The 21,617-nt window shown below is 67.7% G+C and carries 23 protein-coding genes and 1 riboswitch; of the genes, 2 read left to right on the top strand and 21 right to left on the bottom strand.

Annotated features, from left to right (window positions below):
- Positions 1-156 precede the first annotated feature (156 nt).
- From AC1DHD_RS02020 to AC1DHD_RS01940, 17 genes are all read right to left on the bottom strand, one after another.
- Positions 157-660 (bottom strand): DUF3145 domain-containing protein, encoded by a 504-nt coding sequence (locus AC1DHD_RS02020; RefSeq protein WP_136322385.1) that lies wholly within the window; start codon positions 658-660, stop codon positions 157-159.
- 298 nt (positions 661-958) lie between these two features.
- On the bottom strand, positions 959-1,885 hold the full coding sequence (locus AC1DHD_RS02015; protein WP_476878078.1) for a tyrosine recombinase XerC: 927 nt from the start codon (positions 1,883-1,885) through the stop codon (positions 959-961).
- Positions 1,886-2,063: 178 nt separating this feature from the next.
- Positions 2,064-3,251 carry a DNA-processing protein DprA gene (dprA, locus tag AC1DHD_RS02010; protein ID WP_476878077.1) on the bottom strand — a complete coding sequence of 396 codons (1,188 nt, stop codon included), beginning with the start codon at positions 3,249-3,251 and terminating at the stop codon, positions 2,064-2,066.
- 96 nt (positions 3,252-3,347) lie between these two features.
- Positions 3,348-4,895, bottom strand: a complete 1,548-nt coding sequence (locus AC1DHD_RS02005; RefSeq protein WP_476878076.1) for a YifB family Mg chelatase-like AAA ATPase — start codon at positions 4,893-4,895, stop codon at positions 3,348-3,350.
- Entirely contained in the window at positions 4,896-5,252 is a 357-nt protein-coding gene (locus AC1DHD_RS02000; protein ID WP_476878075.1) for a YraN family protein, read from the bottom strand.
- Between the two features lie 74 nt (positions 5,253-5,326).
- Positions 5,327-5,653 carry a DUF2469 domain-containing protein gene (locus tag AC1DHD_RS01995; protein ID WP_290257548.1) on the bottom strand — a complete coding sequence of 109 codons (327 nt, stop codon included), beginning with the start codon at positions 5,651-5,653 and terminating at the stop codon, positions 5,327-5,329.
- 57 nt (positions 5,654-5,710) lie between these two features.
- Positions 5,711-6,394: a ribonuclease HII gene (locus tag AC1DHD_RS01990; protein ID WP_476878074.1), complete on the bottom strand. Its 684-nt coding sequence runs from the start codon at positions 6,392-6,394 to the stop codon at positions 5,711-5,713.
- A gap of 8 nt (positions 6,395-6,402) precedes the next feature.
- Complete coding sequence (gene lepB / locus AC1DHD_RS01985) at positions 6,403-7,308, bottom strand: signal peptidase I (protein WP_476878073.1); 906 nt, start codon at positions 7,306-7,308, stop codon at positions 6,403-6,405.
- A 54-nt stretch (positions 7,309-7,362) separates the two neighbouring features.
- Positions 7,363-8,043 carry a signal peptidase I gene (gene lepB / locus AC1DHD_RS01980; RefSeq protein ID WP_476878072.1) on the bottom strand — a complete coding sequence of 227 codons (681 nt, stop codon included), beginning with the start codon at positions 8,041-8,043 and terminating at the stop codon, positions 7,363-7,365.
- Positions 8,044-8,145: 102 nt separating this feature from the next.
- A complete protein-coding gene (rplS, locus tag AC1DHD_RS01975) occupies positions 8,146-8,505 on the bottom strand; it encodes a 50S ribosomal protein L19 (RefSeq protein WP_056738299.1) in 360 nt (119 codons plus the stop codon).
- A 248-nt stretch (positions 8,506-8,753) separates the two neighbouring features.
- A complete protein-coding gene (gene trmD, locus AC1DHD_RS01970; protein ID WP_476878071.1) occupies positions 8,754-9,596 on the bottom strand; it encodes a tRNA (guanosine(37)-N1)-methyltransferase TrmD in 843 nt (280 codons plus the stop codon).
- Between the two features lies 1 nt (position 9,597).
- Positions 9,598-10,203 (bottom strand): ribosome maturation factor RimM, encoded by a 606-nt coding sequence (gene rimM, locus AC1DHD_RS01965; protein WP_476878070.1) that lies wholly within the window; start codon positions 10,201-10,203, stop codon positions 9,598-9,600.
- Positions 10,204-10,321: 118 nt separating this feature from the next.
- The gene (locus AC1DHD_RS01960) at positions 10,322-10,564 is read right to left on the bottom strand and encodes an RNA-binding protein (RefSeq protein ID WP_056632598.1); all 243 of its coding nucleotides are present in this window, start codon (positions 10,562-10,564) and stop codon (positions 10,322-10,324) included.
- A 1-nt stretch (position 10,565) separates the two neighbouring features.
- Positions 10,566-10,988, bottom strand: a complete 423-nt coding sequence (gene rpsP, locus AC1DHD_RS01955; RefSeq protein WP_346960772.1) for a 30S ribosomal protein S16 — start codon at positions 10,986-10,988, stop codon at positions 10,566-10,568.
- Between the two features lie 236 nt (positions 10,989-11,224).
- Positions 11,225-11,662 carry a hypothetical protein gene (locus tag AC1DHD_RS01950; RefSeq protein ID WP_476878069.1) on the bottom strand — a complete coding sequence of 146 codons (438 nt, stop codon included), beginning with the start codon at positions 11,660-11,662 and terminating at the stop codon, positions 11,225-11,227.
- Positions 11,663-11,924: 262 nt separating this feature from the next.
- Positions 11,925-12,800, bottom strand: a complete 876-nt coding sequence (locus AC1DHD_RS01945) for a VOC family protein (RefSeq protein ID WP_476878068.1) — start codon at positions 12,798-12,800, stop codon at positions 11,925-11,927.
- An 80-nt stretch (positions 12,801-12,880) separates the two neighbouring features.
- Entirely contained in the window at positions 12,881-13,972 is a 1,092-nt protein-coding gene (locus AC1DHD_RS01940) for an amidohydrolase family protein (protein ID WP_476878067.1), read from the bottom strand.
- A 77-nt stretch (positions 13,973-14,049) separates the two neighbouring features.
- Positions 14,050-14,157, top strand: a riboswitch (TPP riboswitch).
- Here AC1DHD_RS01940 and thiC point away from each other — a divergent pair.
- Positions 14,126-15,982, top strand: coding sequence for a phosphomethylpyrimidine synthase ThiC (gene thiC, locus AC1DHD_RS01935; protein ID WP_476878066.1), 1,857 nt, complete (start codon positions 14,126-14,128; stop codon positions 15,980-15,982). It overlaps the preceding riboswitch by 32 nt.
- Positions 15,983-16,064: 82 nt before the next feature.
- Here the strand turns inward: thiC and AC1DHD_RS01930 are convergent, their stop codons facing one another.
- Entirely contained in the window at positions 16,065-16,814 is a 750-nt protein-coding gene (locus AC1DHD_RS01930) for an alpha/beta fold hydrolase (RefSeq protein WP_476878065.1), read from the bottom strand.
- An 81-nt stretch (positions 16,815-16,895) separates the two neighbouring features.
- The gene (gene ffh / locus AC1DHD_RS01925; RefSeq protein WP_476878064.1) at positions 16,896-18,482 is read right to left on the bottom strand and encodes a signal recognition particle protein; all 1,587 of its coding nucleotides are present in this window, start codon (positions 18,480-18,482) and stop codon (positions 16,896-16,898) included.
- A gap of 149 nt (positions 18,483-18,631) precedes the next feature.
- Here ffh and AC1DHD_RS01920 point away from each other — a divergent pair, with 149 nt between their 5' ends.
- Entirely contained in the window at positions 18,632-20,020 is a 1,389-nt protein-coding gene (locus AC1DHD_RS01920) for a glucose-6-phosphate dehydrogenase (protein WP_476878063.1), read from the top strand.
- Positions 20,021-20,135: 115 nt separating this feature from the next.
- Here AC1DHD_RS01920 and AC1DHD_RS01915 read toward each other — a convergent pair whose 3' ends face one another.
- Both AC1DHD_RS01915 and AC1DHD_RS01910 read right to left on the bottom strand, forming a co-directional pair.
- Positions 20,136-20,474 carry a P-II family nitrogen regulator gene (locus AC1DHD_RS01915; RefSeq protein WP_136322366.1) on the bottom strand — a complete coding sequence of 113 codons (339 nt, stop codon included), beginning with the start codon at positions 20,472-20,474 and terminating at the stop codon, positions 20,136-20,138.
- Positions 20,471-21,617, bottom strand: a 1,147-nt coding sequence (locus AC1DHD_RS01910) for an ammonium transporter (RefSeq protein ID WP_476878062.1), incomplete at its 5' end; no start/stop codon positions are given. The genes AC1DHD_RS01910 and AC1DHD_RS01915, both read right to left, overlap by 4 nt.

Below are 21,617 nucleotides of genomic sequence, written 5' to 3'. Positions count from 1 at the left end.
AAAGGCCTCCGGCCCGCACGCTGAAATGACAGATGGCGGCAATGTTCTTCGTGAACATTGCCGCCATCTGTCATTTGGCGTTGCTATGGAGTGTGCTGCCGTGGTTGTGTGCTGACCCTGCGGGGGTTCGCCTGCGGGGGTGGCTTGCGGGGTTGCCTAGCCGACCTGGTGCAGCCAGCGCACGGGGGCGCCTTCGGCCGCGTGGCGGAAGGGCTCCAGTTCCTCGTCCCAGGCCTCGCCAAGAGCCAGGGAGAGCTCGTGGTAGACCGCGGAGGGGTCGCCGGCGCCTGATTCGTAGGCGTAACGGATGCGGTCCTCAGAGACCATGATGTTGCCGTGGACGTCAGTGACGGCGTGGAAGATGCCGAGCTCCGGGGTGTGCGACCAGCGTCCACCGTCGACGCCCTGGCTGGGCTCTTCGGTGACCTCGTAGCGCAGGTGCGCCCAGCCGCGGAGCGCAGACGCCAATTGAGCCCCCGTGCCCGGTGTTCCGGTCCACGACAGCTCGGCCCGGAACATTCCGGGCGCGGCGGGCTGGGCAGTCCACTCAAGGTCCGTGCGCTTGTCCACGACCGACCCAATGGCCCACTCAACGTGGGGGCACAGGGCGGTCGGGGCCGAGTGAACGAACAGGACACCGCGGGTTAGTGCAACAGACATTCCATCCTCCATAGCTATAGGTACGTCTTCCCCAACGACCTCTGCCTGGATGTCTGTCTGCTGCGTGAATCCGCGTGCGGGGCGGATGCCCCTGCCAGACTATTCAGTTTCTAGTGCTGCAAAAAATAGGTCCGGATCTCAGGTGGTGGAACGATGCTCAAGAGCTTCAAGCACCACTTGAAAGTTGCCGGGCGTGAGTCTTATTCTGCCGTACCCCGCCTAATTACGCCAGTGCAATTCGGCGCGTCGTTACCGGCGCGTCGTGGCGGACTTTGTTACGGGACGACGGCGGCCGTGTTCAGGCGCGGGGATGTGCCTGCTGATAGCTCTGCCGGAGCCTGTCGACGGAGACGTGGGTGTAGATCTGGGTGGTGGCAAGGCTGCTGTGGCCCAGGATCTCCTGCACGGCCCGGAGGTCCGCCCCGCCATCCAGCAGGTGTGTGGCGGCCGAGTGCCGCAGCGCGTGTGGGCCCGTCGCGGACGTGTCGCCCAAACCGTCCAGCAGCCTCTTTACGACGCTGCGGACCTGGCGCTGGTCCACCCTCTTCCCGCGTACACCGAGGAAGAGCGCCGGGCCCGAGCCGTCGGCAGTGAGGGCCGGGCGTCCGCGGCGCAGCCAGTCGTCCACGGCCAGGGCCGCGGGCAGTCCGTATGGCACCGTCCGCTCCTTGTTGCCCTTGCCGAGCACCCGCAACGTCCGGCGGTCCGGATCGAGATCGTCAATGTCCAGGCCTGCGAGCTCACCGACCCGGACGCCGGTGGCGTAGAGCAGCTCCAGCATGGCGCGGTTCCGCAAGGCCATCGGTTCCCCTTCCGCCGCAGCGGATTCGGCGCCCTCCACCAGCCGCCGCACCTGCCCTTGCTGCAGGACGCCCGGCAGGGATTTCTCCCGCTTCGGCGYCCTGAGCCGCAGGGCGGGGTCGACGGTGATGAGTTCCTCGCGGACGGCCCAGGCAGTGAAGGCCCGGGCCGTTGCAGCGCGGCGCGCCAAGGTGGCCCGGGACATGCCCGCTTCGCTTTGGCCGCCGAGCCAGCGGCGCAGGGTGCCGAGCTCAAGGTCGGCCAGGGTGAGGACGCCTTCGGATGCTGCGTGGTCTAGCAGGCTCGCGACATCGGACAAATAGGCGCGCACCGTGTGGGCGGAGCGGCCCCGCTCCGCTTCCAGGTACCGGCCGAAGCCGCGGGCAGCGTCGGCCAGGGCTGATGGCAGATGATCTGTTGACACGCTTCCACTTTCCCAGCAAAGTGCCCTGCTCCGGCGCACCCCCACGGCGCGCCGGACCCCCACGTCCCGGCGTATGGGGCCGGGTAAGGGCGCACCGCCGGCGGCGCCGGGTACGGCGGCGCCGGGTACGGCGGCGGCGGGTACGGCGGCGGCGCTGGGCAGCGTGCCCGGCAGCGGGTCATCCGGCGGCGGCGGAGCGTTTCCAGCCGCCGCGCTGGGATTCGGCCAAACCCAGCAGCCCGAGCCGGCCCAGGCCCGCCCTGACCGAGTCGGTGCTCAGGCCCGCAACCACTGCGAGCTTCTCCACGGAGCTTGTAACCCGCAGAGGGAGGGCGTCCAGCAGGATCAGATCCTCCAGGGTCAGCCCGTCGTGGGCCTCGACATGTCCTGACCGCGCTTCCGGCAGCGACTCACCGCTGGGCGAGGCCAGCTCGGCGATTTCCCCGGTATCCGTAACACAGACGGCACCGCCCTCGCGGAGGAGCCGGTGGCAGCCCGCCGAGTTGGCGGAATGCACCGACCCGGGCACGGCCCCCACGGCACGGCCGAGGTTCTCGGCATGGTGTGCCGTGTTAAGCGCCCCGGACCTCCATCGCGCCTCGACCACCACCGTGACTGCCGCCAGCGCGGCAATGAGCCTATTGCGCTGCAGAAAGCGGTACCGCGTGGGGGCGGATCCCGGCGGAACCTCGGCCAGAACGGCGCCCTGGTTGGCCACGGCGCGGAGCAAATCGTCGTTGCCAGCCGGGTAGAAGCGGTCCACTCCCCCGGCCATCACGGCAATGGTGGGCAGTCCCCCGGCGGCGCCGGCCAGGGCTGCACGGTGGGCGTGGGCGTCGATACCGTAGGCGCCGCCGGAGACGATCGTGAACCCGCGTTGGGCCAGTCCGTAGGCCAGATCCCCGGTGACGGCGGCACCGTAGGAGGTGCTGTCACGCGAGCCAACCAGGGCGACGGACCTATTCAGGGGCGGCAACTCCTGCTCCACGCCGCGCCACCAGAGGCAGAGCGGCTCCTGCAGACCGAGGTCGGCGAGCTGCCCGGGCCAGAAGTCATCGCCGGGAATGATGAGCCGCCCGCCGAGGCGCTGCACGGTGGCCAAGTCGCGTTCCGGCGCGAGGTCCTGGACTCTCGGCGCCCAACGTTTCAATGCCATCCCCAGACCGGACCATCCGCCGCCGGCGCTGTTCTCCGCCAGCAGCTGCGAGAGCTCCTCCTCAAAGGCCTGTCCGGGGGCGAGCTGCCCGGTGGCGATCCTCAGGGCGTCCTCTGCCCCGGCAGCCCGTACCAGTGCCAGTCCAGCGGCGTCCTGGGGCTCCATGAGCCGGGAGAGCGCCGCCCGCGCAGTGCGTTCGTTCTCAGTCATGCTGCTGTTGACTCCTTTTCGTGCGGGCAGAATTGCGGCGCGGCGAACGGACGGTCCGCAACGGAAAGCGGGCGCAGGCGGCCCCGGACGGCGCACTCACGCCGCCACCGACGTTGACTGCCGGAGCCCGAGGGCCTGGCCAATGTCGTCCGCGTCCGGTCCGTCGCGGCCGCCGAGGTCGGCCAGTGTCCACGCCAGCCGGAGCACACGGTCATAGCCTCGGGCCGTCAGGGCTCCGCGTTCGAGCGCGTGGTCGAGGATCCGGGTGGTGGGACCGGCGAGGCGCAGCGGACCGCGGAGCACCCGCCCCGGGACTTGCGCATTGGTTTCCAGCCCGAGCGGCTCCAGCCGTTGAAGTTGGCACTCCCGGGCGGCCATCACCCGCGCGGCGATGTCGGCTGTTCCTTCTTCGGGACGGGCCTGCCCGAAATCCGCCAGGGCGACGCGCTCCACCGCCAGCTGGATGTCCACCCGGTCCAGCAACGGCCCGGACATCCGCGCGAGATAGCGCCGGCGCATCATCGGCGTGCACGTGCAGTCCACGCCCTTGCCGGAAGCCTTGCCGCAGGGGCACGGGTTGGCGGCGAGGACCAGCTGGAACCGGGCCGGATAGGCCGCGGTGCCAGCAGAACGGTGAATGACCAGCTCGCCGCTTTCCAGCGGCTGCCGGAGGGCGTCCAGGACCCGTCGCTCGTACTCCGGGGCCTCGTCCAGGAACAGCACGCCCCGGTGCGCCCTGGACGCTGCGCCCGGCCGGGGCAGCCCGGATCCCCCGCCGATGATGGCGGCCGCCGTCGCGGTGTGATGCGGGTTCTCGTACGGCGGCCGGCGCAGCAGCGTCACGGCGGCGGAGGTTAGCGAGCTCAGCGAGTGGATGGCGGTCACCTCAATGGCTTCCCGGTCACCGAGGTCCGGGAGCAGGCCCGGCAGCCGCTCGGCGAGCATGGTTTTGCCGGCACCCGGCGGCCCGGTCAGGAGTACGTGGTGCGCTCCGGCGGCGGCCACTTCCAGTGCACGGCGGCCCTCGCCTTGGCCCGAGACGTCGCACATGTCCGGTGCCAGACCAGGGGTATTGGACTCCTCGGCGTCGTCGGGGTTCTCATCAGCCGGCTCGAAGTCGAGGGCCAGGTCCTGCGGGTCGGCCCCGAAGTCCAGGGCCAGCCGGGCCAGCGTCCGGTAGCCGCTGACTCTGGCGCCCGGGACCAGCCCGGCCTCGGCGGCGTTGGCCTGCGCCACCACCACGTCCGGGTACCCGGCGCGGACCGCAGCCATCACGGCGGGGAGAATGCCACGGACAGGACGCAGCCGTCCGTCCAGTCCAAGTTCCGCGATGAACACGTGCCGCCCGGTGGAGCGGACATCGTTGGCCGCGAGCAGCACCGCCATGGCGATGGACAGGTCGAAGCCCGAGCCGCGTTTGGGCAGTGATGCGGGAATGAGGTTCGCGGTGATCTTCCGGCGGCTCAGAGGGATGCCGGAGTTGTGCGCGGCGGAGCGGATCCGCTCCTTCGCTTCGTTGAGCGAGGCGTCCGGCAGGCCAAGGATCACGAAGGCCGGCAAAGTCTGGCCTATGTCCGCCTCGACCTCGACGATATAGCCGTTCAACCCCACGAGCGCCACCGAGTAGGTCCGTCCCAGCGCCACCTACCCCACCCCCTTGAGGTGTTCGATGGCCGGGCCGCCGGTGCCGTTGTCGACCACGGCGATGACGTCCACGCGGCGGAGCGGCATCCGAAGTTCGTGGTCCCGGCACCAGGCCGAGCCCAGCCGGTGCAGCCGGGCCAGTTTGTCGATACCGACGGCTTCGAAAGGGTGCCCGTAGGCGAGGGACTTCCTGGTCTTCACTTCGGCGATGACCAGGGCATCGCCGTCGAGCGCGACAATGTCGATCTCGCCTTCGGCGCAGCGCCAGTTGCGGTCCACGATCCGCATGCCCTGGCCTTCGAGGAAGCCGGCGGCAAGTTCCTCGCCGCGCCGGCCCAGCACGTCCTTAGCTCTCATGCCTCCAGCGTGGGGCGCAGCACGGAAAGGTCGCGGCCAGAACTTTGGCTATGTGGGTAACTCCGGCGGGAAACCTAGTTCCCCAGGTCTTCAACCTTCGGCAGCGCGAGCTCCTCATTGCGCGGGAGTTCCTCGACGTTGACGTCCTTGAACGTGATGACACGGACGCTTTTGACGAACCGGGCCGAGCGGTAGACGTCCCAGACCCAGGCATCCTGCAACGTCAGGTCGAAATAGACTTCGCCGTCTGCACTGCGGGCCTGCAGGTCCACGTGGTTGGCCAGATAGAAACGCCGTTCGGTCTCGACAACATAGCTGAACAGCCCGACGACGTCGCGGTATTCGCGGTAGAGCTGCAGCTCCATGTCGGTTTCATAGTTTTCAAGGTCCTCGGCACTCATGGTTCCATCTTGCACCATCGGGCGCCGGCCGTGCGCCACGGCGGGCCTCGGCCCGGCCTAGTCGCCCAGCAGCTGCCAGCTGACCCGGTGGTACGGGGTGGGTCCCGCGGCGCGCAGGGCGCCCTTGTGCGCCGCCGTGCCGTAGCCCTTGTTCACGTCCCAGCCGAATGCAGGGTACTCGGTGTGCAGGGCCGCCATCTGGCGGTCACGTTCGACCTTGGCCAGCACCGATGCAGCGGCCACGCTGAGGCACTGCATGTCCGCCTTGACGAGGGTGTGGACCGGCGCGTCGCAGCCGGGCTCGCGCGCGCCGTCGTCGGGCTCCGGGTCGAACAGGGAGGCCTGAGCCACGGGTGAGAGCCAGTTGTGGCTGCCGTCCAGAAGCACCACGTCCGGGGTCACGCCGTCCGCCAGCACCGCAGCCCAGGCGCGGTTCCCGGCAAGGCGCAGCGCGCCGATGATCCCTAAGGCGTCGATCTCGGCCGCGCTGGCGTGGCCGACGGCGGAGGCAACGCTCCACGCGCGCACCAGCGGTTCCAGCCGTTCCCGCTCCGCCACCTTGAGCAGTTTGCTGTCCCGGACATCCGCGAGCAGTCCCTGCTGGTGCAGATCCACGACGGCGATGCCGACGCTGACCGGCCCGGCGAGGGCGCCGCGGCCTACCTCGTCGATTCCGGCGAGCAGGCGGKCGCCGGAGCCCCGGAAGCGGCGCTCGTAGTCGAGAGTGGGCGCGACGGACACAGCGGTAGCTACTTTCGTGCCGGCGCCGGGACGTTGCGGAAGACGTCGGGGTAATTGTCGAGCGACGTGATGCGGTTCAGCGGCCAGGCGATGACTGCCGCYTTGCCTTCGATGTCGGCCACRTCGATGAAGCCGCCGTTGSTTTCCWKGTGSGCGCGCGAGTCGGCGGAGTGGTTSCGGTTRTCGCCCATSACCCAGACCTTGCCGGCGGGAACCACAACGTCGAAGTCGCGGACCTGCGGGACCTCGGCCTTGTTGACGTACTTTTCGTCCAGCGGGGTGCCGTTGACGGTGAGGCGGCCGCTGCCGTCGCAGCAGACCACGTGGTCGCCGGGCAGGCCGATGACCCGCTTCACGAGGTGCTGCTCGGAGTTATCCGGCAGCAGACCGACAAAAGTCAGTGCATCCTGCACGCCGGTGAGCGGTCCGGCCGGCTTTTGCGCGGTCGGGACCAGCCAGCCCTTGGTGTCGCGGAAGACCACGACGTCGCCGCGCTGCATGGCGATCGGCTCCGGTACCAGCAGGCTCACGAAAATCCGGTCGTTGACGTCCAGGGTGTTCATCATGGACTCGGACGGGATGTAGAAGGCACGGAACAGGAAGGTCTTGATCAGGAACGACAGGACGACGGCGATCACCACCACCGTGGCGATTTCCTTGAGCCAGGCCAGCATGGGGTTGCGGCCCTCGCGGGCTTTCGCTTTCCGGGCCCGCGCCGACGACGGTCCGGCGTGCGAGGGGCCGGCCAGCGGAGCGTCCAGTGCCCGTTCGGGCTGCACCCGGGCCTCCTCCCGGCGCTCGGCTTTCTCCGCCTGCACCGGCTCCCCCACAGGCTCGGCCACAGGCTCGGGCCGCGGTGTGGCCGGCATCCTCGTGGTCGGATGTTCCCCGCCGGGGATGGGTGCGGAGGTCACTCGGGGCTCGTCGTGCCCCCGCGGATCAGGAGTCCGGGGTCCGGTCTCGGGCATCTACTGTCCGTTCTTTGTGGTAGTCGTCTCGGCCCCGGTGGGCCGCGGTATTGCTGCAAATCTATCAAGCGGCCAGATGATCTGGACCGGCCGGCCAATCACCCGCTCCAGCGGGACCATGCCGCCGCCGGGGGCGCCGAGCAGGCTCCGGGAGTCCGCGGATTTGGACCGGTGGTCCCCCATCAGCCAGAGCCGTCCTTCCGGAACGAGGACGTTGAATTTGAGCCGGCTGGGTGCATCGCCCTCATAGACATAGGGTTCCGGAACTTGCTGGCCGTTGACTGTGAGCCGACCGTCCGCGCCGCAGCACACCACGTGGTCGCCCGGCAGACCGATAACCCGCTTGACGTAAGTGGTATCGCTCCCGGTCAGGCCGAGCCAGTGCCCCGCGCCGGCCAGGACATCACCCACTGGTCCCTTGCCGCTGTTGAGCGGGGCGAAGGAGCCGCGGCCGTCGAAGACGACAATGTCGCCGCGGCGGACCGGGTCAAGGGCGAAGTCGGTACGGGACACCACAATCCGGTCCCCGTCCCGAAGCAATGGCTCCATCGAGGTAGAGGGAATGAAGTAGATATCCAGCCACAGGGACCGGACGAGGCCGCTGATGGCCACGGCCAGCACCAATCCCAAAAGCACAAAACGCCAGCCCAGTTTCCTGGGCCGGCGTTTTGTCTGTTCCATGATCCGTGTCCTCTAACGCTTTTCTAATTGAACGGCGCAGTGGCGGGTGGTTCCGGCAACTGCCGGAGCCCTCCGGGGATCCGCTGGGAAAGTCCGGAGGACTTACTTGGCGGTCTGGAAGTCGCGCTTTTCCTTGATCTTCGCAGCCTTACCGCGCAGTGCACGCATGTAGTAAAGCTTGGCGCGGCGCACGTCACCCTTGGAGACGAGCTCGATCTTGTCGATGATCGGGGAGTGCACCGGGAAGGTACGCTCCACGCCGACACCGAAGGAAACCTTGCGGACGGTGAAGGTCTCGCGGACGCCGTCGCCCTGGCGGCCCAGGACGAAGCCCTGGAAGACCTGGACACGGGAGTTCTTGCCTTCGATGATGTTCACGTGCACCTTGATGGTGTCACCCGCGCGGAACTCGGGAACATCGTTGCGCAGCGAGGCTGCGTCTACGGAATCGAGGATATGCATTGATCCACTCCTGGTGAACGCCACAGGTCATTCACGTTGGGTCACGGCGGCCAAGCCCGGGCGCTGAAGGCACCGGAAATTGCCGCCGAAAGTTTTGACTTTCCGGTTCCGTCGGGAATCGACGGGACCGGGGTGCCGCGCTGTTGGTGACGCTCCCCCTGTGGCAGGTTCGCACCCAGCAGGCACAAGGACTAATTTTGCCACATTCACCGGTGATTTGGTGAATTACGCGGTCCGAACAGCCCGCTTCAGGCGCCGCGGCGGCGCAGCCGGCCGTCGACGACGTCGTACCCGAGGTCACCGAACGCCGTACGGTCCGCGCGGGGCAGGGCCCCGGCGTCGAACTCCTCGAGCAGGTCCGGGCGACGCTCCGCGGTGCGGCGGTACTGTTCATGCCGCCGCCACTGGGCGATCTTGCCGTGGTTACCGCTCAGCAGCACCGCCGGGACCTCGCGGTCCCGCCAGCTGGAGGGCTTGGTGTAGACCGGGTACTCCAGCAGGCCGTCGGAGTGGGATTCCTCGACSAGCGATTCGGGATTGCCGACGACGCCGGGCAGCAGCCGCCCGACGGCTTCCACCATCGCGAGCACGGCGACCTCGCCGCCGTTGAGTACATAGTCGCCCAGGCTCATGGGCCGCACGGTGAAATGCTCCGACGCCCATTCAAGGACGCGTTCGTCGATGCCCTCGTACCGGCCGCAGGCGAAGACCAGCTGGTCCTCCTCCGCGAGCTCATGCGCGATGGCCTGGCTGAAGCGCTGCCCCGCCGGCGACGGGACAATCAGGACCGGCTTGCGCACCGCCGAGTCCTCAGGCTTCTCGGGCGCTGCCTCGGTCGCAGCCTGCGGCGCCGTCTCTATCGCGGCCTCGGCCACGGCAGTGAGCGCCTGGGCCCAGGGTTCGGGCTTCATGACCATGCCGGCTCCGCCACCGTATGGGGTGTCATCCACCGTCCGGTGCCGGTCGGTGGTGAAATCCCGGAGGTCGTGCACGTTGAGCTCCAGCAGGCCGTCCTGCCGGGCTTTCCCGATCAGGGAAAGTTCCAGCGGGGCGAGGTACTCGGGGAAGATGCTGACGACGTCGATCCGCATCTTAGGTGTTGTCCTCCGCGCTGCCCTGGGAGCGGCCGACAGTGTCGCCGCCCTGGGAGCGGCGGATAGTGTCGCCGTCGTCCGGGGTAGCGCCCGCCTCGGTGTTGACCTCAAACAGGCCCGCCGGCGGGGTGACAACGACGTATTTGTCGGCGACGTTGACCTCGGGGACGATCTGCTCCACGAACGGGATCAGGATTTCCTTGCCGCCCCGGTCCGTTACGACCAACAGGTCCTGGACCGGCATGGTGTGCAGTCCGGAGACCTTGCCGACGACGGTATCGCCGACGCGGACGTCCAGTCCCACGAGCTCGTGCTCGTACCAGCCCTCGTCGTCGTGCTCGTCCAGCTCCTCGGTCTCAATGTAGAGTTTGGCGCCGCGGAGGGCTTCCGCGTCATTGCGGGTTTCCACTTCCTCGAAGGCCAGCAGCAGGATGTCCTTGTTCCAGCGGGCGCTTTCCACGGTCAGTGGACCGGACGAGGCCGGCTCAACCACGAACTGGGTGCCGGGAACGAAGCGGTCACCGGGAGCGTCCGTCAGCACCTGAACGGTTACCTCGCCGCGGATGCCGTGGGGCTTGCCGATTCGTGCCACCTGAAGCTGCATCTGTTCCTCTGTTCGATTCGTTTTGAAAGTGTTGGTGCATTTGCTGCGCAAAACAGTCCGGCCCCTCCACCATAAGCTGGTGGAGGGGCCGGACTAAAGATAAGTACTGCTGGTCGCGCTACCGGCGGCGGTCGGTGTCGACGACGTCGACCCTGACCTGCTCGCCGTCCGCCAGTGCCGCCACCACAGTGCGCAGTGCGCGTGCGGTGCGGCCCTGGCGACCGATCACCCGTCCGAGGTCGTCCTGATGAACGCGCACTTCGAGGGTGTCCCCGCGGCGGTTGTTCTTGGCACTGACCTTGACGTCCTCGGGGCTGTCAACAATCCCGCGGACCAGGTGTTCGAGCGCTTCTGCCAGCAATCTACTCAGCCTCGGTGGTCTCTGCTTCGGCGTCGGCCGGAGCCTCGGCTGCGTCGTCCTTCTTAGCCTTCTTGGTGATGGCTTCCGGGATGATCACGGAACCCTTTTCCGGGGTGACAAAGGCTTCCTTGGGAGCCTTAGTCTTCAAGGTGCCCTCCTGGCCCGGGAGACCCTTGAACTTCTGCCAGTCACCGGTGATCTTCAGGATCGCGGAAACCTGCTCGGACGGCTGTGCGCCGACGCCGAGCCAGTACTGGGCACGGTCCGAGTCGACCTCGATGTACGAGGGCTCTTCGGTCGGGTGGTACTTGCCGATCTCTTCGATGGCACGGCCATCACGCTTGGAGCGTGCGTCCATGACGACGATGCGGTAGTACGGTGCGCGCATCTTACCGAAGCGCTTAAGGCGAATCTTTACGGCCACTTTTGTGGTCACTCCTGTTTCTGAAACGGGGTCGAGCCCGGCGTTCTGCACCCGTGGGGCGGGCCGTACTTGGGGGTTCTAAAGGACAGGATCCGGACGCGGAGAGAGGGGCCACGCAGATCGAGTACCTGTTCATTGTGCCAGATCACCGCGAGGATTTCGACTTGACACCCCAGCCGGGCGTGATGGGGCCGGTTTTTACCAGGGTGATGGGGCGGCGGCCCTTGTTCGCGGCGTCAGGAAGTCCAGACGTAAAGTCCGGCCCGGGTGGCCGGGTCGACGCCGGCCGCGAGCCCGGCGAGCTGGCGGACATAGCGGGCCGCCTGGTCCGCGCCGAAGGGCATATCCTCTTCCGCCGCCCAGCTTTCGGCGACGTCGGCGAGCACGTCGCCGTCGCCTTCCGTCTCGTAGCTGAGCAGGTCCGCGAGTGCGCGGACCATGGCGGCGGGGACGCCCAGGAGCGAGTCGCTGGCCACGTCCACCATGGCGAGTTCGTAATCGGCGCCCGCAGCGTGCACCGCGGTACCGGCCAGGTCGCCGAGCCGCTCGACCTCGAAGTCGCTGATGTCCTGGATCCGGACCGCGCCCGGGGCGGCTGCGGCGCCGCCGTCGAGGGCCGTCGCGCGCTTGAGGGCGGCATCATGGGTGGCCACGAAGATTTCAGCAAATCCCAATGAACTCATCCTTCGGTGTAGTGCGGCGAGGCCGCGGTGGTGGCGTCAGTTCAGCCTAACTGTTCGCACGCCACCCCCGGGACGGACATGCCCATCCCTGGCGCCGACGAATGGACATATTCACGTTATGTCCATGCGCCGACCCGAGGAGCGGACATGTCCGTGCGCCAACGCGGCAACCAACGGGCATGCCCGCCCCTGACGCCAAAGGATGGGCATGTCCATCCCTGGGCCACGGAACGGGCATGTCCGTCGAGGGCAGTTAGCGGACCGCGACCCGGATGCGGTTGCGCCAGGGGTCGTCGAATCGGAGCTCGGCGCCGGTGTGGTGCGATTCGACCCCGGCCGTCTTGAGGCGGTCGGCAAGGGCGCCGACATCGTCGCCCGACGGTACTTCGATCAGGACCTCGCCGAGGCCCAGGGTGTCGCGGCGCGGTCCGGCCCCGCGACTGTTCCAGACATTCATAGCCATGTGGTGGTGGTAGCCGCCGGCCGAGACAAAGAGCGCCTGGCCGTGCCAGCCGGCGGTCTTCTCAAAGCCGAGTGTGCCGACGTAGAAGTCGTGTGCGGACTGCACGTCGCCGACCTGCAGGTGGACGTGCCCGACGCCGGCCTCGGCCTCGCGCTGTCCGGCCAGTGAGGCCTCGGTCAGGTGCTGCTCAAGGTACCGCTGGGGTGGCAGAGCGAGGCTATCCATCACCACGTTCGTTCCTTCCCAGGACCAGGCGTCGCGCGGCCGGTCCCAGTAGAGCTCGATGCCGTTGCCCTCGGGATCGTTGAAGTAGAACGCCTCACTGACCAGGTGGTCGGCGCTGCCGGTGAAGGACTGCGGTTCGTATTGGGCGGCGGAGGCGATAGTGGCGGCCAACGAAGCCTGGTCATCGAAGAGCAGGGCGGTGTGGAACAGGCCCGCTTCACCGCGCGAGGGCAGGTTGAGTCCGGGCGCAGGCGCGAGGTGGACCAGCGGCTTGGCCTTGCGGCCGAGGTAGAGGCCGCCGTCCTGCTCGGCCACGATGTCGAGGCCAAGGGCGCGCTGGTAGTAGTCGGTCATCACCTTCATGTCGCCGACCTTGAGCATCACGGTGCCCATGGTGAGTTCGGCCGGAAGGAGATCCTGGGTGCTGGTTTCTGCGGTCATCGCAACGCTCCGGTGGTTTGTGGCCACCGCCTTTCGGTGACCCTTCATAGTGCTAAATTACTTGAAGCTTCAATTTATTCCTAATGCACCTCGGACCGAACCACTTGTCCGCGCAACACTATGCTCCGTGGTGCCTGCAGGGTGGCGAGATCCCGGCGCGGATCCTCACTGCAGACCAGCACATCGGCACTGGCACCCTCGGCGATGCCCTCTGCGCCGAGCCATGCCCGCGCGGCCCAGGCGGCGGCGTCGAGGGCGGCCCGGGCGGGCAGTCCCGCGGCGTGCATGGCCTGGATCTCGTCGGCAATCCGCCCGTGCTTGATGACACTGCCCGCGTCGGTCCCGGCGTATAGAACGACGCCGGCCTCGTGCGCCTCGAGGACCCGCTCGGCCCGCCGTTCCCAGAGCCCGAGCATATGGGCTGCATAACGGGGAAATTTGTCCCGCGCCTGGGCCGCGATGTCCGGGAAGGTCGCAATATTGATCAGGGTCGGCACAATCGGCACGCCCTGTTCGATGAAGCGGGGCAGGTGCCGGGGCAGCAGGCCCGTTCCATGCTCAATGCAGTCGATCCCGGCGTCGAGCATGTCGTCCAGGGTCTGCTCGGCGAAGCAATGCGCCGTGACGCGGGCCCCCTCGTCGTGGGCTGCACGGACTGCGTCCATGACGGCCGCCGCCGGGAAGCTGGCGGCGAGATCGCCGGCGTCGCGGTCGATCCAGTCCCCCACCAGCTTCACCCATCCGTCGCCGGCACGGGCCTGCTTGCGGACCGTCTCGACCAGTTCCTCCGGCTCCACTTCAACGGCGAAGCCCCGCAGGTACCGGCGGGTCCGGGCAATGTGCCGGCCGGCGCGGATGATTCGAGGAAGGTCGGCCCGTTGCTGGACCCAGCGGGTGTAATGCACCGCTCCTGCGTCGCGGACCAGGAGGGTCCCGGCGTCGCGGTCCGTCTGCGCCTGCCGTTCCACTACGTCCTCCGGAACGTCGCCCTCCGGGCCGAGGCCGATGTGGCAATGGGCGTCGACCAGTCCGGGAATGACCCAGCCGTCCAGCACGAGGTCCGACGGCGCCCGCGGACGGTCGAAAGTCAGCTTGCCGTCGACCGCCCACAACCCGCGCCGCTCCTGATCCGGGGAGGTGAGGACCGTGCCGCTGAACTCGATAATGCTCATGGCCTACAGCTTAATCCGCATAACGACCCGGCGCCCCGGGACAACCGTCAACTACAAGCAGCCTGTGGTAGCTTCGTCTACGACCACACGGGTGCCCTTGCAGGGGCTGAGATCGGGCTGACGCAGCCTGCGACCGTTGAACCTGTCCGGGTAATGCCGGCGAAGGAAGTGAGTAACCCTTTGAGCACCACAAATCCCCAGCACAGCCCTGCCCGATACGGGAACAGCACGGTTCAGAACGGCCCCGCCGCCGTTGCTGCCCCGCCGGTAACCCAGTCACTGAAGTCGCATGGCCTGGCGTATGTCGAAGCCGGCGGGATCCGCGTACCGGTGACGGAGATCGCCTTGGAGCCGTCGCCCGGAGGCTCGGCAAATCCGTCGTTTCGGGTGTATCGGACGGCAGGCCCGGGCAGCGATCCCGTCGTGGGTCTGGCCCCGTTCCGTAGCGACTGGATCACCGAACGCCTGGACACCGAGCCCTACAGCGGCAGGGAACGCAACTTGCTCGACGACGGCAAGTCCGCGGTCCGGCGGGGCGCCGCCTCTGCCGAGTGGCGCGGCGCGCCCCCGCAGCCTCGCCGCGCGGTTGCCGGCCGGACGGTCACGCAGATGCATTACGCGAGGAACGGAACGGTCACACCCGAGATGCGCTACGTCGCCCTGCGCGAGAACTGCGACGTCGAACTCGTTCGCAGCGAGCTGGCCGCCGGCCGGGCGATCATCCCCAGCAACATTAACCACCCGGAGTCAGAGCCGATGGTCATCGGCAAGGCGTTCCTTGTGAAGATCAACGCCAACATCGGCAACTCCGCCGTTACCAGCTCTATTGCCGAGGAAGTCGACAAGCTTCAGTGGGCCACGCAGTGGGGTGCGGACACCGTCATGGACCTCTCCACCGGTGACGACATCCACACCACGCGCGAGTGGATCATCCGCAACTCCCCCGTCCCCATCGGCACTGTACCGATCTACCAGGCGCTGGAGAAGGTCAACGGCGAGGCGAATGCCCTGACCTGGGAGATCTTCCGGGACACCGTGATCGAACAGTGCGAACAGGGGGTGGACTACATGACCATCCACGCAGGCGTGCTACTGCGTTACGTCCCCCTGACAGCCAACCGGGTTACGGGTATCGTGTCGCGCGGCGGCTCGATCATGGCCGGGTGGTGCCTGGCGCACCACCGGGAGAACTTCCTCTACACACATTTCGATGAGCTGTGCGAGATTTTCGCGAAGTACGACGTTTCGTTTTCGCTGGGCGACGGACTGCGGCCGGGCTCGACGGCGGACGCCAACGACGCTGCCCAGTTCGCCGAGCTGGATACCCTGGCTGAGCTGACCCAGCGGGCGTGGGAGTTCGATGTGCAGGTCATGGTTGAAGGCCCCGGACATGTGCCCCTCCATCTGGTCCGGGAAAACGTGGAGCGCCAGCAGGAACTATGCCAGGGCGCTCCGTTCTACACGCTGGGACCGCTGGTGACGGACATCGCACCCGGCTACGACCACATCACCTCAGCAATCGGCGCCACCGAGATCGCCCGATACGGCACCGCCATGCTGTGTTACGTCACGCCGAAGGAACACCTCGGGCTACCCAACAAGGACGATGTGAAGACCGGCGTCATCACCTACAAGATCGCCGCCCACGCCGCGGACCTGGCCAAGGGACATCCCGGCGCCCACGAGCGCGACGACGCGCTCTCCAGGGCGCGTTTCGAGTTCCGCTGGCGGGACCAGTTTGCGCTGTCCCTCGACCCGGTCACCGCCGAGGCCTTCCACGACGAGACGCTGCCGGCGGAACCGGCCAAGACAGCCCACTTCTGTTCCATGTGCGGGCCTAAGTTCTGCTCCATGCGGATCAGCCAGGACATCCGGGACGAGTTCGGGTCAGCGGAAACCCAGGCTGCCATCGCCCGGCAGGCTGACGGGATGCGGGAGAAGAGCGCGGAGTTCCTCGCGGCTGGCGGCAAGGTCTACCTGCCCGAGCCGGCCGTGGGTTCGCCCGAGTAACTAGGACCCCGGCCCCCGCAGGTCGCCCTCCCGCCAAGGGCGGGCGCCCTGCGTCGCTGTTCGGATTCGCGGTACGTCCGTGTCAGGACGCGTACGGCTGCCGGCTGCGGCTGACGCCGGCGATGAAGGTGCGGATGGTGCGGTCGCCTTCCCTGGAATCCTGCGGACGGTGCCCGCCCGGGGCCGTGCGGTGCAGGGCGCCCGTTTCGCGCAGGTAGCCCGCAATCTCCTCATACAGCGGTTCCCAGCCTCCGGTGAGGACCAGCGTCGGGACGCCCGGGACGATCTGCAGCGGCGCGTCCCACGGCGGGGCCTGCAACCTCAGCCGGCGGATGTCCCGGCCGTCGTCGGGCGTAGGCGCTCCCACACTGCCGCGGACGGGTGCGTGGGCGGCGAAGACCCGGCGGACGAACTCGCGGTGAAAGTCCTCGTCACTGAGGTTGTGCCGGACATCGAACAGGGGCTGCATCAGCGCCCGGTGCGCGGCGGTCGCCGGCAGTTCGGCCGTGAGCGAGAGGCACGCCGGTTCAACCAGGGTGAGCGAGTGCACAAGGTCGGGGCGTTCGACGGCGGCCATCATCGCCGCGATGGCCCCCTGCGAGTGCGCCACGACGTGGCCGCCGGCGGCGCCCCGGCCGTCGTCGGCAAGGGCACGGAGCACAATGCCCGCGTCGGCGGCGAAATCGGTTTCCAGCGGTTCGGCGACGGCGTCGAACCCGTGCCGCCGCAGGAATAGCGCGTCATAGGCCAGCGCCATGCCGTRCTGTTTCGGCCACGCCGCGGCACCAAAACTGCCGGCCCCGTGGACGAAAACTACGCGCTGCTTGAACATGGTCTAACCCTATGGCACAGGTCCGTCACTAAGACCGACGACATTGCTGCCGGCAGCGTCCTTTCGGCGGGCCGGCTCCGGCTACTTGCTGCCGCCGAGGAACTTGTCAAAGCCCTTGGGCAGGTTCAGCTGGGACGGATCGAACTCGCCGCCCTGCTGCCCGAAGGAGGCTCCGGTCGGGACCGCCTTGTTGCCCGCGGCACGGCGCGCCTCGGCGTCCTTCAGCTCCTGCGCGGCCTTGGCCGGGTTACCCGAACGGGCCTTCTTCTTCGGCGCGCTCTTTCCGCCCTTCCGGGCTCCGCCGCCACCCATTCCGGGCATCCCCGGCATACCGGGCATTCCACCGCCGGCGGCCATCTTCTTCATCATCTTCTGCGCCTGGGCGAAGCGTTCCAGGAGCCCGTTGACCTCGGAGACGTGGACGCCGGAACCGCGGGCGATGCGGGCGCGGCGGGAACCGTTGATGATCTTCGGGGCCACCCGCTCGTGCGGGGTCATGGAGCGGACGATCGCCTCGACACGGTCGATCTCGCGTTCGTCGAACTGTTCGAGCTGCTGCCGGATGTTCTGCGCACCCGGCATCATCATCAGCATCTTCTTCATCGAGCCCATGTTGCGGATCTGCTGCATCTGGGCGAGGAAGTCCTCGAGGGTGAAGTCTTCCTGGTCGGCGAACTTCTTCGCCATCCGGGCCGCTTCGTCCTTGTCCCAGGACTTCTCGGCCTGCTCGATCAGGGTGAGCACGTCACCCATATCGAGGATGCGGGAGGCCATGCGGTCCGGGTGGAAGAGCTCGAAGTCGTCCACACCTTCGCCGGTGGACGCGAACATCACCGGCTTTCCGGTGACAGACGCGACGGACAGTGCCGCACCGCCGCGGGCGTCTCCGTCGAGCTTGGACAGCACAATGCCGGTGAAGTTGACGCCTTCATCGAAGGCCATGGCCGTGTTGACGGCGTCCTGGCCGATCATCGAGTCGATCACGAAGAGGACTTCGTTGGGGACGATCGCCCGTCGGATCTGGCGGGCCTGTTCCATCATTTCGGCGTCGACGCCGAGGCGGCCGGCGGTGTCGACAATAACGACGTCGTGCAGGGTGCGCTTGGCTTCCTCGACGCCGGCGCGGGCGACGGCGACCGGGTCACCGGCGGGGTGGTCCAGTTCGGTGGACGTGGCACCGGGGTGCGGGGCGAAAACGGGAACGCCGGCGCGCTGGCCGACCACCTGCAGCTGGGTCACGGCGTTCGGGCGCTGCAGATCGCAGGCGACCAGCATGGGGCTGTGGCCCTGGGCCTTGAGGTACTTCGAAAGCTTCCCGGCGAGGGTGGTCTTACCGGCGCCCTGGAGGCCCGCGAGCATGATGATGGTGGGCCCGGTCTTGGCCAGGCGGATCCGGCGGGTCTCGCCGCCCAGGATCTCGACGAGTTCCTCATTGACGATCTTGACGATCTGCTGGCTCGGGTTCAGCGCGCCGGAGACTTCAGCGCCGAGGGCACGCTCGCGCACCCGGCCGGTGAACTCACGGACCACCGGAACGGCGACGTCGGCGTCCAGCAGGGCACGCCGGATCTCGCGGACCGTGGCGTCAACGTCCGCCTCGGTGAGGCGGCCCTTGCCACGGAGGTTCTTGAAGGTTGCTGTCAACCGGTCAGAGAGTGAATTGAACACGCGCCGTGCACTTCTTTCAGTGGATCTACAGCTGGCGGCCGGTGCGGCGCGCCAGAGTCGTGACTGTTCGCCGGAACGAATTGCCTCGACAACGGGACTCGACTATCTAGGGTACCAATACGCGCCTTCAAGATGGCATGCTGGCTAGCGTGACCAGTGAACCCACCGTAAAGACCCTGCTCATTCTCGGCGCGTCCGGCGACCTGACGGGACGCCTGCTGCTGCCGGGCCTGGCCCGGCTGGTGGCCAGGGGCCACGCGCCGGGCCTCACCCTGGTGGGGGCCGGGTCCGACAACTGGACGGCGGACCAGTGGAGCGAGCGGCTTGAGACATCGTTCGCGGACGCCAACTCCCAGGCCGACACCAGCGGCAAACGCGAGCTGAAGCGGATCCGCGAGAACACCAGCTACCACCAGCTGGATGTCACAGCGGAGGGACAACTGGCCGGGCTGCTGGCCACCCTCGAAGGCCCCGTCGCCGTGTACTTCGCCCTGCCGCCCAAGATCAGCCAGCAGGCCTGCGAAGTGCTGACCCCGGGACAGCTGCCGGCCGGAACCCGGTTGGTGATGGAGAAACCCTTCGGCTCCAGCGAAGTCTCCGCCCACGAGCTCAACAAGACCCTGGCGGCCCTGGTCCCGGAAGACCACATCCACCGGGTGGACCACTTCCTGGGCAAAGCAACAGTGCTGAACATCCTGGGCCTGCGCTTTGCAAACACCTTCCTGGAGCCGGTCTGGAACCGGGAGCACATCGAGAAGATCGAGATCATCTTCGACGAGGACCTCGCCCTGGAAGGCCGGGCACGCTATTACGACGGCGCCGGAGCGCTCCGCGACATGATCCAGAGCCACCTGCTGCAGATCATGGCCCTGATGGCCATCGAACCGCCGGCCTCGGTAAACGAACGCGACCTTCGGGACGCCGTAGCCACCCTGCTGCGTGCCAGCAGCATCAAGGCCCCCTATGCCAAGAACACGCGGCGCGCCCGGTACACGGCCGGTTCCATCGACGGGCGGAAGGTGCCTGACTACACGAAGGAAGCGGGCGTGGACCCCTCCCGGAACACGGAGACGCTGGCTGAGGTCCAGGTGTCCATCGACAACTGGCGCTGGCAGGGGGTGCCCTTCATCCTCCGGTCCGGCAAGGCGCTGGGTTCCATGCGCAAGGAAGCGGTGGTGACTTTCCGGCCCGTGCCGCACCTGCCCAAGGGGTTCACCGGCGTCGACTCCCCCAACCAGCTGCGGATCGGCTTCGGCCCGGACACGCTGCAGTTCGACGTCGACGTCAACGGCCCTGGCAACGTCCTCAGCCTGGACCGGGCGACGCTCAAGGCCGAACTCAGCGCATCCGATCTGCTGCCCTACGGCGAAGTCCTCGAGGGCGTCCTCAGCGGCGATCCCCTGCTCTCCGTGCGCGGGGACACGGCCGAGGACTGCTGGCGCATCCTCGAACCCGTCATCAAAGCGTGGGCGCGGGACAGCGTGCCGCTGGAGGAATACGCCGCCGGGACGCCAGGACCCGAGGGCTGGCCGGCCTAGCGGCCGGCCCCGGAACAGCGAAAAKCGGGCCGGACACCTTTTCAGGTGCCCGGCCCGCTGTCGCAACCCCCGATCGCGGTCCGCGGTGGCGCGGCTGCGGCTGGAGGGCTGCAGCCTAGATGGCTGCTGCGCCGCGCTCTCCGGTGCGGACCCGGACTGCCTCGAATACATCCATGGTCCAGACCTTGCCGTCGCCGGCCCGGCCGGTGTTGGAGCTGGCGATGATGACATCGAGGATGTCGTCCGCCTGTTCGTCGGTGGCCAGGACCTCTACCCGGATCTTGGGCAGCAGATCCACGTTGTACTCCGCGCCGCGGTACACCTCGGTGTAGCCGCGCTGCCGGCCGTAGCCGCTGGCCGCGCTGACCGTCAGGCCCTGCACCCCGTAGGCTTCCAGGCCTTCCCTGATGGCGTCGAGTTTTTCCGGTCGGACGATTGCGGTAATCAGTTTCATGCTTCCACGCTTTCCTTGCCAGCTGAGGACTTCTTGCCGTTTGAGGTGACRTCCACGGTCTCGGCCGCCGGTACCTCGATGCCCTCGCCCAGCGGCTTGCCGGTGATGAGTTCATGCAGGGGCTGGAAGCTTCCGCCGCGGCCGCCGACGCCGAACTCGTAGGCGGTTTCGGCGTGGAGGCTCAGGTCCACACCCACGACTTCCTGCTCCTGGGACACCCGGAAGCCCATCAGCTTGTGGATCGGGAAGGCGATGATGAACGTCATCACGGCGGTGAAGATGATCGAGAAGACGGCCGCGAGGACCTGGGCGACAAGCTGCGTGCTGCCGCCGCCGTAGAACAGACCCGCGGTGCCCTGGGCCGGGGTGGCCAGGAAGCCGATCGCGACGGTGCCGACGACACCGGAGACGAGGTGAACACCGACGACGTCCAGCGAGTCGTCGTAGCCGAACTTGAACTTGAGGCCGACGGCGAGGGCCGAGGCGACACCGGCGACGACGCCCAGGGCGATCGCACCGAGCGGGGACACGTTGGCGCAGGCCGGGGTGATGGCGACCAGGCCGGCCACCACACCGGAGGCGGCACCGAGGGAGGTGGGGTGCCCGTCACGGAAGCGTTCCACGGCCAGCCAGCCGAGCATCGCCGCGGCCGGGGCAGCGAGGGTGTTGACCCAGATCAGGCCGGCCTGCTCCACCGTGGCGGCGGCGCCGGCGTTGAAGCCGAACCAGCCGAACCAGAGGATCGCGGCACCGAGCATGACGAACGGGACGTTGTGCGGGCGGTGGTTCGGGTCCTTGCCGAAGCCCTTGCGGTTGCCGATGAYSAGGACGAGGATCAGGCCCGCAACACCGGCGTTGATGTGCACCACGGTGCCRCCGGCGAAGTCAATGACSGGGGCGAARGTCTGGCCGAACCAGCCGTCCTTGGAGAACAGGCCGCCGCCCCAGACCATAAACGCCAGCGGCGCGTAGACCAGCGTGGCCCAGATCGGGGTGAAGATAACCCACGCGGAGAACTTCGCGCGGTCTGCGACGGCGCCGGAGATCAGCGCAACGGTGATGATCGCGAAGGTGGCTGCGTAGCCGACCTTCAGCAGGTCCGCCGGSTCSGTGAAGTTGTGCAGACCGAAGTGGCTGAACGGG

The sequence above is a fragment of the Arthrobacter sp. 05L45_2 genome (assembly GCF_056397525.1).
The sequence above is the reverse complement of the archived record's forward strand: the minus strand, read 5'-3'. Positions and strand labels throughout refer to the sequence as shown.

Bases quoted from the DNA above. Each gene is read 5' to 3' on its own strand.
- AC1DHD_RS02020 (WP_136322385.1), bottom strand. From the start codon at position 660: ATGTCTGTTGCACTAACCCGCGGTGTCCTGTTCGTTCACTCGGCCCCG.
- dprA (WP_476878077.1), bottom strand. From the start codon at position 3,251: ATGACTGAGAACGAACGCACTGCGCGGGCGGCGCTCTCCCGGCTCATG.
- AC1DHD_RS02000 (WP_476878075.1), bottom strand. From the start codon at position 5,252: ATGAGAGCTAAGGACGTGCTGGGCCGGCGCGGCGAGGAACTTGCCGCC.
- AC1DHD_RS01995 (WP_290257548.1), bottom strand. From the start codon at position 5,653: ATGAGTGCCGAGGACCTTGAAAACTATGAAACCGACATGGAGCTGCAG.
- lepB (WP_476878072.1), bottom strand. From the start codon at position 8,043: ATGGAACAGACAAAACGCCGGCCCAGGAAACTGGGCTGGCGTTTTGTG.
- rplS (WP_056738299.1), bottom strand. From the start codon at position 8,505: ATGCATATCCTCGATTCCGTAGACGCAGCCTCGCTGCGCAACGATGTT.
- rimM (WP_476878070.1), bottom strand. From the start codon at position 10,203: ATGCAGCTTCAGGTGGCACGAATCGGCAAGCCCCACGGCATCCGCGGC.
- AC1DHD_RS01945 (WP_476878068.1), bottom strand. From the start codon at position 12,800: ATGACCGCAGAAACCAGCACCCAGGATCTCCTTCCGGCCGAACTCACC.
- AC1DHD_RS01940 (WP_476878067.1), bottom strand. From the start codon at position 13,972: ATGAGCATTATCGAGTTCAGCGGCACGGTCCTCACCTCCCCGGATCAG.
- thiC (WP_476878066.1), top strand. From the start codon at position 14,126: ATGCCGGCGAAGGAAGTGAGTAACCCTTTGAGCACCACAAATCCCCAG.
- AC1DHD_RS01915 (WP_136322366.1), bottom strand. From the start codon at position 20,474: ATGAAACTGATTACCGCAATCGTCCGACCGGAAAAACTCGACGCCATC.